Below are 14134 nucleotides of genomic sequence, written 5' to 3' on the forward strand. Positions count from 1 at the left end.
GAGGGATCAGTACGCCGTGGCGACGAGCTCGGCGAACAGCGCGTCGGCGTCGACGGGTAGGCCGCGGCGGACGAACCAGGTCGCCGCGTTGACGCAGTCTCGGTGCAGGAGATCGAAGCCCAGCGGGTTGGCGACCAGGTCGACCATCTGCGGAACGTCGATGACCACCAGGCGGTCGCCGGCGAGGAGGAGGTTGTACGGCGACAGGTCGCCGTGCACGAGGCCGGCGGCGGCCATCCGGCCCATGGCCTCGATCAGCTGCTCCCACACCGAGCGCAGCAGGTCGGGCTCCGGGCGGGTGCTCGCGAGCCGGGGGGCGACGTCGCCGTCGACGTGGACGTACTCCATGAGGATCTCCAGCCCGTCGACCTGGACGGGGTAGGGGACCGGCACGCCGAGCTGCCACAGCCGGTACAGCGCCTCCCACTCCGCGCCCGCCCACTGCCCGGCCGCCACGGCCTGGCCGTGCCGGGTGCCCTTGGCCGCGGCCCGGGCGTCACGGCTGTTGCGGGTGCGCCGGCCCTCGACGTAGGTCGCCTTGCGGTGGAACAGCCGGTGCTCGGCGTCGCGGTAGGTCTTGGCGACCAGGAGGCTGTGGCTCCCGGTGTCGCCGGGCAGCGAACCGGGGACGGCGCGTTCGAGGAGGCGGCAGTCGGCCTCCTTGCCGCTCTTGAGCGGCCCGAGGTCGGTGTCCCAGGCGGCGTGGGTCGTCACGACCCAGCCGGGCCGGGGCTCCGGACCGCGGGAGAGCGCGACGACGTCGTGCCAGGTCGACCAGCGCTGGCCGGGGCCGGGCTCGTCGACCGCGGTGAAGGAGAGGCCGCGCGGGTCGAAGGGGTCAGGGGCGGAGAGGTCAGACGAGCGAGGGTCGAGCGGGTTGGGGTCCGATGACACGGATGGGCTCCACGAGGTGCGAAGGGATCAGGGCGCAGGCCAGGGCCTCGACGGTCATGACGCCTCCCTCCTCGCGGAGCGCGCGCACGGTCGCGCGCACGTGGAGCAGGCATCGTGTCCCGGGCGTCCCGCCGGAGCCAACAGGTTTTCCGCGCTGGGGCAGACTTGGGTGTTCTGCGCGACACCGGCGCAGCGCCACCCACCGCCTCACCCCGTTCGCAGGAGGACGCAATGCCGTCGCCGAGAGTGCTCAAGCTGGCCGACCAGATCAAGGGGATCGTGGCCACGATGCTCGAGCGGCGCGTCAAGGACCCGCGGCTCGGCTTCGTCACCGTCACCGACGTCCGCCTGACGGGGGACAGCCGGGAGGCCACCGTCTTCTACACGGTCCTCGGCGGCGACGCCGACCACGCGGGGACGGCCGCCGCGCTGCAGTCGGCGACGGGCCTGATCCGCTCCCAGGTCGGCAAGCAGCTCGGGCTCCGCTTCACCCCGATGCTCGCCTTCGTGCCCGACGTCGTGCCCGAGAGCGCGCGCCAGCTGGACGACGCCCTCGCTGCGGCGCGCGAGGTCGACGCGCGCGTGGCGCAGGTCGCGGTGGGCGCCTCGTACGCCGGCGACGCCGACCCCTACAAGCACCCCGATGACGAGGACGAGGACGCCGAGGACGACGCGGAGCCCGTCGACGAGGACGAGCAGGAGCGCGACCCTGCCCGCTGAGCGGGTCGAGCCGCCGTCCGGCGTCCTCGTCGTCGACAAGCCCGCCGGGCTGACGTCGCACGGCGTGGTCGCCCGGGTGCGGCGGCTGCTCGGCACCCGCAAGGTCGGTCACGCCGGCACGCTCGACCCGATGGCGACCGGCGTGCTCGTCGTCGGGATCGGCCGCGCCACCCGACTGCTCGGGCATCTCACGTTGACGGACAAGGCGTACGACGCGACCATCCGCCTGGGCGTCGGGACCGTGACCGACGACGCCGAGGGCGACGTGGTGGCCACCCCGGGTCTGCGCGACCTCGAGACGGCGGCCCTCGAGGCGGCCCTCGCCCCGCTGCGCGGCCCGATCCTCCAGGTGCCGACCGCCGTCTCGGCCATCAAGGTCGACGGCGTCCGCTCCTACGCCCGGGTGCGGGCCGGCGACGAGGTCGCCCTCGAGCCCCGGCCCGTCACCGTGCACCGCCTGGACGTCCTCGAGCGGCGCGACGGCGTGGTGGACGGCGTCCCCGTGGTCGACCTGGACGTGGTCGTCGAGTGCACCTCCGGCACCTACGTCCGGGCGCTCGCCCGCGACCTCGGGGCCGCGCTCGGCAGCGCCGGGCACCTGACCGCGCTCCGCCGCACGCGCGTCGGACCGTTCGGCCTCGACGAGGCCGTGGTCCTGCCCGAACCCGGGCCCGACGTCCCCGCACCGATGGTCGAGCCGATCGCCGAGGCCGCCGCGCGCTGCTTCCCGGTGGTGCGGCTCGACGACGGGCAGGCCGGCGACGTGCGGGTCGGGCGCCGGCTCCCGGAGCTGCGGGTCGAGGGGCTGACCGCGCTGCTCGACCCCGAGGGAACCTTCCTCGCGCTCTACCGCCCGGGGCCCGACGGCGCCCGTCCGGAGGCGGTCTTCGTCGGCTGAGCAGGTCGTAACGGGCGCGTGCGCGGCGGCGATGGGGGTAGGGAACGACGGGCCCGCGGGACGCGCCGGCCACCATCCCGCGGAAGGACCTGCCGTGCCCGACGAGCTCCCGACCCCGACCACGCTCGTCGGTCAGGTTGCCCTGGCGCTCGGCGGCGCGGGCGCCCGGGAGGACGCCGTGACCGACCTGGCCACCCGCCGGCGGGCGCTCATGTACGCGGAGGCGATCGACGACGCCGACGAGGCCGACGCGGTGCTGCGCTACGGGCCCCGGCTGCGCGCGTGCCTCGACACGCTGGGCGTCGCGCTGGACGTCGCGGCCTGAGCTCGGCGTAGACCGGTCCGGGTACGCTCCCGGGGTGGTCGACGAGCCGGGCGCGGTGACGCAGGCGCGCCCCGTCGTCGTCATCGGCAACTTCGACGGCGTGCACCGCGGCCACGCGGAGCTGCTGCGCGACGCCCAGGCCGCCGAGCCGGGTGCCCCGCTCGTGGTCGTCACCTTCTGGCCGCACCCGATGTCGGTCGTGCGGCCCGACCAGGCGCCGCCGCTGCTGTGCACCCTCGAGCGCCGCACGGAGCTCCTGCGCGAGCACGGGGCGAGCGACGTGGTCGTGGTCGAGTTCACCCCGGAGGTCGCGTCCTGGAGCCCCGCGCGCTTCGTCGACGAGGTGCTCCGCCCGCTGCACCCCGCCCGGGTCGTGGTGGGGGAGAACTTCCGCTTCGGTTTCCGCGCGGCCGGGACGGTCGAGACGCTGGCCGCGCTGGCCGGCGACGACTTCGCGGTCACCAGCGTCCCGCTGCTCACCGACGGCAGCCAGCCCAGCTCGTCCACGCTCATCCGGCAGGCCGTCGCCGAGGGTGACCTCGGACGCGTGCGCGAGCTCAGCGACCACGCCTTCCGCTTCAGCGGGGTGGTGGTCAAGGGCGACCAGCGCGGCCGCGAGCTCGGCTTCCCGACCGCCAACGTGGCCGTCCCGCCGGGGATGGCCGTGCCCGCCGACGGCGTCTACGCCGGCTGGGTCACCCGGCTCGACGAGCCGGACGCGCCGCGCTGGCCCGCGGCCATCTCCGTGGGGACGAACCCGACCTTCGACGGTCTCGAGCGCCGCGTCGAGGCGTACGTGCTCGACCGGACCGACCTCGAGCTCTACGGCGTCCCCATCGCGGTCGACTTCTACGCGCGGCTGCGCGGCCAGGTGAAGTACGCCGGGGTGGAGGCCCTGATCGTGCAGATGCACAGCGACGTCGAGCACGCCCGCCAGGTGCTGCACGCGTCCTCGCTCGCGCTCTAGGCCCGGCCCGCCGGCGCGCCCTCCGCGCCTGGTCACGGCCGATTTCGGATGACCGGTCGGCCCCGGTATGCTCGGACGTGCCGTTCGATCGGCCGCGGATGCCCAAGAGCTCCCTCGCACACCGGGTGCAGACCCCATCTCGTCAGAGGCGGATCCGGGGAGCGCCGCGCAACGAGACCCCCGGAGGGGAAGCATGGCGCTCGACGCTGCCGAGAAGAAGCAGATCATGGAGAAGTACGCGACCCACCCGGGCGACACAGGTTCTCCCGAGGTGCAGGTGGCGCTGCTCAGCCGCCGCATCGCGCTCCTCACCGAGCACCTCAAGGAGCACAAGCACGACCACCACACGCGTCGTGGTCTGATGCTCCTGGTCGGCCAGCGGCGCCGGCTCCTGAACTACGCCGCCAAGACCGACATCAACCGGTACCGCTCGATCATCGAGCGCCTCGGCCTGCGTCGGTGACGTGACGAGCGGTCTCGCGCGGGGAAGACCCGGCGGGACCGCTCTTCTGCTCGGCCCACAACTCCATAACCGGCCCACCAGCCGAACCCACCCAGACCGCATCCCGCACCGCCAGCCCGCCGTGGCTCGGAACCCGAGACGCCCGGTCTCCGGTAGTGGCCTTCGGGAGCCCGCGCGACACCCGCGCTGCGCCCCCGCGGACCTCGATCGAAGACCGGCTCCCGATGCGAGCCGGAGGGCACGGCGCACGAGGCCCGCCGCTGCTGCACAGCAGCGACGAGCCGGCGCCGTACCGAACCCCGGTGCGTGGATGTGGTCCCCATCCGGCACGACCCCGACCAGGGGCGTGCCTGCGAGAAAGGACCCCCATGGAGGGACCCGACCTCAAGTTCACCGAGGCCGTCATCGACAACGGCGCCCACGGGCGTCACGTCGTGCGCTTCGAGACGGGCCTGCTGGCCCGTCAGGCCGCCGGCTCGGCGACCGTGTACCTCGACGAGGACACGATGCTGCTTTCGGCCACCACGGCCCAGAGCAAGCCGCGCGACGCCATCGACTTCTTCCCCCTGACGGTGGACGTCGAGGAGCGCATGTACGCCGCGGGCAAGATCCCCGGCTCGTTCTTCCGCCGCGAGGGCCGCCCGAGCGAGGGCGCGATCCTCACCTGCCGCCTCATCGACCGCCCGCTGCGTCCCTGCTTCGTCAAGGGGCTGCGCAACGAGGTCCAGGTCGTCGTGACGGTCATGGCGCTCAACCCGAACAAGTCCTACGACGTCGTCGCGATCAACGCCGCGTCGCTGTCCACCCAGCTCGCCGGCCTGCCGTTCACCGGTCCGGTCGGCGGCGTGCGCGTCGCCCTCGTCGGCGACGACTGGGTCGGCTTCCCCGACGTCAGCCAGCTCGCCGAGTCGACCTTCGACATGGTCGTCGCCGGCCGCGTCACCGCCACCGGTGACGTCGCCATCGCGATGGTCGAGGCCGAGTCCACCGAGCAGACCTGGGACCTCGTTCGGGCCGGCAAGACCGCGCCGACCGAAGAGGTCGTGGCTGCCGGCCTCGAGGCCTCCAAGCCGTTCATCAAGGCCCTGTGCGACGCGCAGGCCGAGCTCGCCGCGCAGTTCCCCAAGGACACCGCGGACTTCCCGATCTTCCTCGACTACAACGACGACGTGTACGCCGCCGTCGAGGACCGGGCCTCCGCCCGCCTGTCCGAGGTCATGTCGATCGCGGACAAGCAGCAGCGCGAGCAGGCGACCGACGACCTGAAGGACGAGGTCCGGGGCCACCTGGTGGCCGAGGGCTTCGAGGGTCGCGAGAAGGAGATCAGCGGCGCCTACCGCGCGCTGACCAAGAAGCTCGTCCGTCAGAAGATCCTCACCGACGGCTTCCGCATCGACGGCCGCGGCGTCCGCGACATCCGCACGCTGTCGGCCGAGGTCGCCGTCGTGCCGCGCGTCCACGGCTCGGCGCTGTTCCAGCGCGGCGAGACCCAGATCCTGGGCATCTCCACGCTGAACATGCTGGGCATGGAGCAGAAGCTCGACACGCTCGCGCCGCAGACGACCAAGCGCTACATGCACAACTACAACTTCCCGCCGTACAGCACCGGTGAGACGGGCCGCGTGGGTTCGCCCAAGCGCCGCGAGATCGGCCACGGAGCGCTCGCCGAGCGCGCCCTGGTGCCGGTGCTGCCGACGCGCGAGGAGTTCCCCTACGCGATCCGTCAGGTCTCCGAGGCGCTGGGCTCCAACGGCTCGACCTCGATGGGCTCGGTCTGCGCCTCGACGCTGGCCCTGCTCAACGCCGGTGTGCCGCTGCGCGCGCCGGTCGCCGGCATCGCCATGGGCCTGGTCAGCGACACCGTCGACGGGGAGACCCGCTACGTCGCGCTGACCGACATCCTGGGCGCGGAGGACGCGTTCGGCGACATGGACTTCAAGGTCGCCGGCACGAGTCAGTTCATCACCGCGCTGCAGCTGGACACCAAGCTCGACGGCGTCCCGTCCGACGTCCTGGCCGGCGCGCTGACGCAGGCCAAGGAGGCCCGCGCCACGATCCTGGAGATCATGGCCGAGGCCATCGACACCCCGGACGAGATGAGCCTCTACGCGCCGCGGATCATCACGATCACGATCCCGGTCGACAAGATCGGCGAGGTCATCGGCCCGAAGGGCAAGGTGATCAACCAGATCCAGGACGACACCGGTGCGCAGATCAGCATCGAGGACGACGGCACGATCTACGTCGGTGCGGACTCGGGCGACAAGGCCGAGGCCGCGCGGGCGATGATCAACGCGATCGCCAACCCGACGATGCCCGAGAAGGGCGAGCGCTACCTGGGCACGGTCGTCAAGATCACCGCCTTCGGCGCGTTCGTGTCGCTGCTGCCCGGCAAGGACGGCCTGCTGCACATCTCGAAGCTGCGCCCGCTCGCGGGCGGCTCGCGCGTCGAGAGCGTCGAGGACGTGCTGAGCGTCGGCCAGAAGCTCCAGGTCGAGATCAGCGAGGTCGACGACCGCGGCAAGCTCTCGCTCGTCCCCGTGGTCGAGGAGCCGGTGGCCGTCTGAGCACCGTCGCCACCCGTACGCCCGCACGGCGCCGTCCCGACGTGGACGGCGCCGTGCGTCGTACGGTCCTCCCGAACGGCCTGACCGTCGTCTCCGAGACGATGGCCTCGAGCCGCACGTTCAGCGTCGGCGTCTTCGCCGGCGTCGGGTCGCGCCACGAGAGCGCGGCGCGCCACGGGGCGTCGCACTTCCTGGAGCACGTGCTGTTCAAGGGCACGAAGCGCCGCACGGCCGAGCAGATCTCGGCGGCCGTGGAGTCGCGGGGCGGGGAGCTCAACGCGTACACCACGAAGGAGTACACGTGCTTCTACGCCCGCGTCCTGGCCGACGACGGTGACCTGGCCGTCGACGTCCTGACCGACATGGTCACGGCGTCGCGGGTCCGCAGCGCCGACGTCGACGCCGAGCGGGCGGTGATCCTCGACGAGATCGCCATGCACGCCGACGACCCGTCCGAGGTCGTCTCCGAGCAGGTCGCGGACGCCGTGTTCGCGGGCTCGGGGCTCGGGCAGATGGTGATCGGCTCGCCCGCCTCCATCGAGGCGATGTCGCGCGACCTCGTGGTCAAGCACTGGCGCCAGCACTACCGGCCCGCGTCGATGGTCGTCGCCGCCGCCGGCGACGTCGACCACGACCGGCTCGTCGAGCAGGTGGCCGCGCTCGACGCGATGCCGGTGAGCGGCCCCGGCCCGCGTGCCGTCGTGCCCGCCCCGGCCGTGAGCCAGCCCGGCCTCGTCGTCACCCGCCGCCGCATCGAGCAGGTGCAGGCCGTGCTCGCCTACCCCGGACCCGGCCTCTTCGACGACCGCCGCTACCCCTCGGGGCTGCTGGCGGCCGTGCTGGGCGGCGGCATGGCCTCGCGGCTGTTCGTGGAGGTCCGCGAGCGGCGCGGCCTCACCTACGGCATCGACGCGGGGGAGACCACCTACTCCGACGCCGGCATGTGGAGCGTCGAGTTCGCCTGCGCGCCGGACCGGCTCGGCACCATCCTCGACGTGGTCGCCGGCCAGCTCGACCAGGTCGTCGAGCACGGCGTCACCGCCACCGAGCTCGCCGACGCGAAGAGCCAGATGCGCGGCCAGACGGTGCTGTCGTACGAGAGCCCGTCGAGCCGCATGGGCCGGCTCGGCACGAGCGCCCTGCTGGGCGACTCCCGCCCGCTGGACGAGGTCCTCGAGCGCTACGACGCCGTCACCCCCGACGAGATCCGGCTGGAGGCCGCGCGTCTGTTCGGGCAGCGGCCGACGTTGGGCCTGGTGGGGCCCCGGGTGCCCGCCGCCGTGACCCGTCGCTGGGGCTGAGCCCGCTAGGTTGGGCCTCCCGACATCCCCGACCCGCAGGAGTGACGTGACGCTCAAGGTCGCCGTCTTCGGTGCCCGTGGCCGGATGGGCGCCGAGGTCTGCCGCGCCGTCGAAGGCGCGAGCGACCTGGAGCTCGTCGCCGCGCTCGACGCGGGCGACGACCGCACCGCGGCGGAGACCGCCGACGTCGCGGTCGACTTCACCCACCCCGACGCCGTGATGGACAACCTCGCCTGGTGCCTGGGGCGCGACATCGGCGTGGTCGTCGGCACCACCGGCTTCACGCCGGAGCGCCTGGACCGGGTGAACGAGCTGCTCGGCCACCACCCCGGGACCGGGGTGCTCGTCGCCGCGAACTTCTCCGTCGGCGCGGTGCTGATGATGCACTTCGCCGAGCAGGCGGCCGCGTTCTACGAGAGCGTCGAGATCATCGAGCTCCACCACCCGGGCAAGGCCGACGCCCCGTCCGGGACCGCTGCGGCGACGGCGGCCCGCGTCGCCGCCGCCCGGACCGCCGCCGGGCTCGAAGCGCCGCCCGACGCGACGTCCTCCGGCCTCGAGGGCGCCCGCGGCGCGCGGGCCGACGGGATCGCGGTGCACAGCGTGCGCCTGCGCGGGCTCGTCGCGCACCAGGAGGTGCTGCTCGGGTCGGAGGGCGAGACGCTGACGATCCGGCACGACTCCCTCGACCGCGTCTCCTTCATGCCCGGCGTCCTGGCCGCTGTGCGAGCGCTGCCGGGCCGGCCGGGCCTCACGGTCGGCATCGAGTCCGTCCTCGGGCTCACGTGACCCGGCCGACGCGCCGAGGGGAGCGCGGCGCGGCGGGCGCCCGCTTCGCGATCGTCTTCGTGGTCGTGGCGGCCGTGCTGGCCGCGCTCTTCTACGGCGGGGACGCGTACGCCCACGCCCGCGTCGAGCGCGACGTCGCCGCGCAGCTGCAGACCGGGCTCGGCACCCCGCAGCCCCCGTCGGTCGACGTCGTGGGCCGACCGTTCCTCACGCAGGTCGTCGCGCGGCGGCTGCGGGAGGTCCACGTGGTCGCCGACGACCTCGGCCAGACCAACGGGAGCGCCCTGCCGATCGCGCACGTCGACCTCACGCTGCACGACCTCAGGACCACCGACTGGTGGCGGACGATCGACGCCGCGAGCGCGGACGGCACCGCCCTGGTGGACTACGCGGCGCTGACCAAGGCCGCGGGGGTGCCGCTCGAGTACGTCGGGGACGGTCGCTTCCGGCTCGAGGCCAACCAGAGCCTCTACGGCCTGACCGTCAAGGCGACCGTCACCGGACGGCTGGCCCTCGACGCGTCGGCCCAGACGGTCTCGCTGGCCGACCCGACGGTGCAGGTCGCGGGCTACACGCTGCCCGACGTCGTGGCCGAGCAGCTGATCAAGGCGGTGGTGCGGCCCATCCCGCTGGAGGGCGTGCCGTTCGACCTGAGCATCAGCTCGATCGACGCCCGCGACGACGGCCTCCACGTGGGGCTGACGGGGACGGACATCCCGGTCCGCCGCTGAGCCGTCGCGGCGGTCGGGTCGTCAGGCGTCGGTCCCGACCGGCAGCGTCGTGTGCAGGCGCACCTGCTCGAGGACGAGCGAGCCGTCGTCGGCGCCGATGCTCCGGGTGGCGCCGTCCGGCTCCCAGCCTGCAACCGCCAGGAAGCGGCGGAGCTCGACGTCCGGCCCGAGAACCCACCAGCGGGCGTGGGTGAAACCGTCGGCCCGCAGCGTGTCCGCACAGGCGTTGAGCAGGCGCGAGCCGTGGCCCTGGCGGCGTGCCGGAGGGTCGATCCAGAACTGGTCGACCTCGCCGTCGGCGCCCGCCTCCGCGTCCGGGTCGGCGGACGGGCCCGTGGTCGCGAAGCCGACCACCCGACCGCCGCCCCCGAGCGCGGTCAGGACGCGTTGGCGGGCGTCCCGCGGCCGGGCGAGCACCTGCTCCCAGGCCTGGACCATCTCCGCCTCGTCCACGCCGGCCAGGAGCGTCCCGCCCAGCTCTCCGGGAAGGTCGAGCCAGGCGCGGCGCTGCACGGCGGCGATCGCCGCGGCCTCGGTCGGCCAGGCCAGCCGTACCGAGTCGGCGACCGGGAGGGGTTCGGGCACGCGGCGATGCTATCGGGGCCGGCGTGTGCCTCACGTCACAGCCGTGCCGGTGCAACGAACCGAGTGGCTGCGGCGATGGTCCGGGTGAAGTCGGCGCCCTACCTGAACCCCCGAGCAGGCATGGCGCCGACTTCGTCATGTCCTGAGCGGGCGCGGTGGGGGCACCACCCGGATCCGCCGGCGGCCGCTCCCTTACGTTGGCGAGGTATGCCCGCCGCCTGGTGGGCAGCCCGAGGAGCATCCATGGCGGCCGGCACGGACAAGACGACCGACGAGAAGACGGAGCGCACGAGGTCCGGCCCCCAGCAGGACGGCGGCGCCGAGGGCGTCTCCCAGGCGCTGACCGGGCGGATGCTGCTCGCCGCTGTCGTGTCGGCCATCTCGGCGCTGCTCTACGGCTACGACACCGGCATCATCTCCGGCGCGCTGCTCCAGATCCGTCGCGACTTCCAGACCGGCAACGGCATGGAGCAGGTGATCGCGGCCAGCATCCTCTTCGGCGCGGTCCTCGGCGCCGCGACGTGCAGCCGGCTCTCCGAGCGTCGGGGCCGCCGGACGACCATCCTGATCATCTCGGGGGTCTTCGTCGCCGGGACGCTGCTCTGCTCGGTCGCCCCGAACGCGACCACCCTCGCGCTCGCCCGCATCGTGCTCGGGTTCGCCGTCGGCGGCGCCACGCAGACGGTGCCGATGTACGTCGCCGAGCTCGCGCCGGCCCGCAAGCGCGGCCGTCTCGTCCTCACCTTCCAGCTCGGCATCGGGGTGGGCATCGTGCTCGCGACGCTCGTCGGCGCGTCGGAGGCGTCGCCCTGGCGCGTCTCGGTCGGTGCTGCTGCGGTGCCGGCGGCGATCATGCTCGTCCTCATGCTCCGGCTGCCCGAGAGCCCGCGCTGGCTGGTCAAGGCCGACCGGCGCGACGACGCCCGCGAGGTGCTGCGCGGTGTGCGCGAGGAGGGCAGCGACCTCGATGCGGAGCTGCAGGAGATCGTCGACCTCGAGGAGGAGGAGCGTTCCGCCGGCGACGGCAACCGCGGCTGGCGGGGGCTCCGCCAGGCCTGGGTGCGTCCCGCGCTCGTGGTCGGCCTCGGCATCGCGATCTTCACGCAGCTGAGCGGCATCGAGATGATCATCTACTACGCACCGACGATCCTCACCGACAACGGCTTCTCGGAGACCGCCGCCCTGCGCGTCAGCCTGGCGCTCGGTGTGACCTACCTCGTGATGATGATCGTGGGCCTGACCATCGTCGACAAGGTCGGCCGGCGCCGCCTGACGCTGATCATGGTGCCGGGGGCCGCCCTCGCCCTGGCCGTGCTGGGCGCGCTCTTCGTCACGGGCCACAGCGGGCCCGACGACATCCCGTTCATCATCGCCTGCCTCATCGTCTTCATGTTCTTCAACGCCGGCGGCCTGCAGCTGATGGGCTGGCTGACCGGGTCGGAGATCTACCCGCTGGCCGTGCGCAGCGCCGGGACGAGCGCGCAGTCGGTCGCGCTGTGGAGCACGAACATGCTCATCACCCTGACCGTGCTCACGATGATCGAGGGCATCGGCGTCGGCGCCACCATGTGGGTCTACGCCGCCTTCAACGTCGCGGCCTGGATCTTCGTCTTCCTCCGCATGCCCGAGCTCACCGGCCACAGCCTCGAGGGCATCGAGAGCCGCCTGCGGCAGGGTCACTTCCGTCCGAAGGACTTCTGAGGTCTCCCGCGCCGGGCCCGTCGTGGCCGGCGCCGCCGCCCGGTCACGGAGGGTCGGGCGCCCGGCTCTCATAGGTGTGCCCGGTCGGCGTGGTGGTGACGACGGTGTGGGGCCGGTCGCCGAGGCCGTCGTGGACGACCGTCGCGCTCCAGCCGGGTTGTTCGCGGGCGAGGTTGTGCCGCGCGCACAGGCCGCGGGCGTTCGGCAGGGTCGTCGGGCCGCCGTCGGCGTGGCGCTGGACATGGTCGAGGTGGCGGACCGGGGCGTCGCAGTACGGCTCGCGGCACGTCTGGTCGCGCGCCAGGACCAGGTCGGCCAGCGCCCCGGTAAACCGGCGCCGCCCACCGATGTCGACCAGGTGCCCGGCGGGCGATCGGTGCAGCAGGCGCAGGTGCTTGGTCCCGCCGCTGTCGTCGACCAGCTGACGGGCCACAGACAGGGGCAGGGCCCCGACACCGGTGACCGTGGCTGTGCCGGGCTCGGTCGAGCGCGGGCTCGGACTCGGACTCTGTGAGGCTGAGCCGTCGAGCACGGGCCCGTCCGCGACGTCGAGCGCGGCGTCGCTGGCCGCCAGCGCGTCGACCGGCACGATGATCTGGATCTCGACGGCGACGTCGCCGGCGCGGGTCTGGCCGGTGAGGCGTTCGACGAGGGTGTCGGCCATGATCTGGCCGCGGGTGCGTTCGTCGCCGGTGGCGACGGCGCTGTCGGTGTGCGTGCGCAGGGCGGCGAGGCAGGCCACGCCCTGCTCGACGGGCAGGTAGCCGGTCAGCACGCTCATCGTGTCCGGCGCCGGGCGCAGCGCGACGTAGCGGTCGTCGCGTGCGTGGCGGCCCCGTTCGAGGTAGGCGCGGGGGTCGGCGGCGTAGGCCGTCGTCGTGATGGCGGCGAGTGCTCGTCGGACGCCGAGGCCGGGCAGGTCGGTGCGGGGGTCGTGGAGCTGCTGGTCGACCTCGCGCCGCGTCACCGCAGGCAGGTGGCGGGTCTGCTCGACGACGGCGTTCGCGACGCGTTCGTGCAGCCGGCCGGCGGCGAGGGCGGCGTAGGTGTGGGGCAGGTCGAACCACCACGCCTTCGCCGCGCCGAGGCGTCGGGCGGCGACGGTCGGTGAGAGGCGGCAGGCCAGGGCGATCTCCTCGGCCAGGCCACGCCCGATCCGTTCAGGGCGCTGCTGCTCGGCGGTCTCGCGTTCGACGCGGACTCTGGTCAGGCGCACCATCGCCGCCGCCTGGGTCGCGGCGACCGCGCTGCGCAGGCGTTCGAGCAGGCCGACCTGGTCGACGAGGTCGGACTCGGTGAACTCGTCCTCGACCCCGCCCAGCGCGTCGGCGGTCAGCTCGCTCAGCTGCGCCAGCAACCCGGTGAGGGCGGCGGTGGTGGGGTGGAGGCCCTCCTCCACCGGGTCGACCGCCGCCAGTGCTATACGAGAACGCTATCGAGCGGCGCGACTCATTCGAACACCTGAATCGAACAGGACAACACCCCGGCCGACCCGGACAACACCAGCGCGCGAGGACCCACGAGAGGCCGCTCAGCGGTAGTACGGCTGAGGCTCCTCCGGGTCCGTGCGGACGACGTCGAGGTCGGTCCGGTCCAGCAGGGCCTCGATCGCCGGCGGCTCGCCGCCGATGCCGGCCCAGTGCGGGTCGACGTCCTTCGCGAGGCACCAGCGGCGGTCGTCCGGCCACACGAACGCGGGGGCCGCGAGGAACCCGGGCGCGACCTCGTCCCAGTGCTCGAGGTCGGAGACGCTCCCGCGCAGGAGCCCGTAGCGCCGGACCGCGCCGAGGCCCTCGCCGACGACATCGAACCGCGGCAGGTCCGCCGGGACGTCGAGGCTGCCGGGGTAGCCGTCCCACACCGCGAACCAGCACGTGTCGGGCGTCGTCGTCCAGCCCGCGAGCACCTCCAGGCACAGGCGGACCTGCTCCAGCTCGCTCGGGTGGTCGTCCGGCAGGTCCTGGTCGGCCTCGGTCTGCCCGTCGCGCACCGGGTCGGGGACGATGCGCAGCCGCGCGTACGCCGCGAAGCCGTCGGGCCCCAGCTCGACCAGCCGCGTCCACGGAACCGTCGCCCCGAGCAGCCACCGGGCCGCGTCGGTGTCCCTGGACCAGGTGAGGCTCACCGGGCGACCGTACGATCCGGCGTCGCGCAGCGCGGAGAGGTCGGCCGAGGGGTGCGACGAGGCCGAC

The 14134-nt window shown here is 73.5% G+C and carries 14 protein-coding genes; 10 read left to right on the forward strand and 4 right to left on the reverse strand.

The window, feature by feature from the left end; translation table 11 throughout:
• Positions 1-6: 6 nt before the first annotated feature.
• The gene (locus tag BMY04_RS07165) at positions 7-894 is read right to left on the reverse strand and encodes a serine protein kinase RIO (protein WP_091178407.1); all 888 of its coding nucleotides are present in this window, start codon (positions 892-894) and stop codon (positions 7-9) included.
• A 231-nt stretch (positions 895-1125) separates the two neighbouring features.
• On the opposite strand from BMY04_RS07165, the gene rbfA reads away from it, so the two are divergent.
• The 9 genes from rbfA (at position 1126) to BMY04_RS07210 (ending at position 9656) form a co-directional block, all read left to right on the forward strand.
• Complete coding sequence (gene rbfA / locus BMY04_RS07170; protein ID WP_091178408.1) at positions 1126-1614, forward strand: 30S ribosome-binding factor RbfA; 489 nt, start codon at positions 1126-1128, stop codon at positions 1612-1614.
• Positions 1538-2512, forward strand: a complete 975-nt coding sequence (gene truB, locus BMY04_RS07175) for a tRNA pseudouridine(55) synthase TruB (protein WP_091178409.1) — start codon at positions 1538-1540, stop codon at positions 2510-2512. Before rbfA ends, truB begins: the two co-directional genes overlap by 77 nt.
• A 94-nt stretch (positions 2513-2606) precedes the next feature.
• A complete protein-coding gene (locus BMY04_RS07180) occupies positions 2607-2837 on the forward strand; it encodes a hypothetical protein (RefSeq protein WP_091178410.1) in 231 nt (76 codons plus the stop codon).
• Between the two features lie 34 nt (positions 2838-2871).
• Entirely contained in the window at positions 2872-3804 is a 933-nt protein-coding gene (locus tag BMY04_RS07185) for a bifunctional riboflavin kinase/FAD synthetase (RefSeq protein WP_091178411.1), read from the forward strand.
• A 193-nt stretch (positions 3805-3997) separates the two neighbouring features.
• Positions 3998-4267 carry a 30S ribosomal protein S15 gene (gene rpsO / locus BMY04_RS07190; protein WP_091178412.1) on the forward strand — a complete coding sequence of 90 codons (270 nt, stop codon included), beginning with the start codon at positions 3998-4000 and terminating at the stop codon, positions 4265-4267.
• 368 nt (positions 4268-4635) lie between these two features.
• The gene (locus BMY04_RS07195) at positions 4636-6834 is read left to right on the forward strand and encodes a polyribonucleotide nucleotidyltransferase (protein ID WP_091178413.1); all 2199 of its coding nucleotides are present in this window, start codon (positions 4636-4638) and stop codon (positions 6832-6834) included.
• 53 nt (positions 6835-6887) lie between these two features.
• The gene (locus tag BMY04_RS07200; protein WP_139209782.1) at positions 6888-8135 is read left to right on the forward strand and encodes a M16 family metallopeptidase; all 1248 of its coding nucleotides are present in this window, start codon (positions 6888-6890) and stop codon (positions 8133-8135) included.
• A 46-nt stretch (positions 8136-8181) separates the two neighbouring features.
• Positions 8182-8925 (forward strand): 4-hydroxy-tetrahydrodipicolinate reductase, encoded by a 744-nt coding sequence (gene dapB / locus BMY04_RS07205; protein WP_269766201.1) that lies wholly within the window; start codon positions 8182-8184, stop codon positions 8923-8925.
• Positions 8922-9656 carry an LmeA family phospholipid-binding protein gene (locus BMY04_RS07210; RefSeq protein WP_091178415.1) on the forward strand — a complete coding sequence of 245 codons (735 nt, stop codon included), beginning with the start codon at positions 8922-8924 and terminating at the stop codon, positions 9654-9656. The genes dapB and BMY04_RS07210 overlap by 4 nt, the downstream gene beginning before the upstream one ends.
• A gap of 21 nt (positions 9657-9677) precedes the next feature.
• Here the strand turns inward: BMY04_RS07210 and BMY04_RS07215 are convergent, their stop codons facing one another.
• Positions 9678-10241, reverse strand: coding sequence for a GNAT family N-acetyltransferase (locus BMY04_RS07215; RefSeq protein WP_091178416.1), 564 nt, complete (start codon positions 10239-10241; stop codon positions 9678-9680).
• Positions 10242-10484: 243 nt separating this feature from the next.
• Here BMY04_RS07215 and BMY04_RS07220 point away from each other — a divergent pair, with 243 nt between their 5' ends.
• Complete coding sequence (locus tag BMY04_RS07220) at positions 10485-11942, forward strand: sugar porter family MFS transporter (protein ID WP_198409976.1); 1458 nt, start codon at positions 10485-10487, stop codon at positions 11940-11942.
• A 43-nt stretch (positions 11943-11985) separates the two neighbouring features.
• Here the strand turns inward: BMY04_RS07220 and BMY04_RS07225 are convergent, their stop codons facing one another.
• Both BMY04_RS07225 and BMY04_RS23040 read right to left on the reverse strand, forming a co-directional pair.
• A complete protein-coding gene (locus BMY04_RS07225) occupies positions 11986-13341 on the reverse strand; it encodes an HNH endonuclease signature motif containing protein (protein ID WP_091178417.1) in 1356 nt (451 codons plus the stop codon).
• Between the two features lie 132 nt (positions 13342-13473).
• Positions 13474-14067, reverse strand: a complete 594-nt coding sequence (locus BMY04_RS23040; protein ID WP_198409977.1) for a hypothetical protein — start codon at positions 14065-14067, stop codon at positions 13474-13476.
• Positions 14068-14134: the final 67 nt, after the last annotated feature.

This window comes from Microlunatus flavus, from assembly GCF_900110855.1.
GTDB classification, from domain to species: Bacteria; Actinomycetota; Actinomycetes; order Propionibacteriales; family Propionibacteriaceae; genus Microlunatus; species Microlunatus flavus.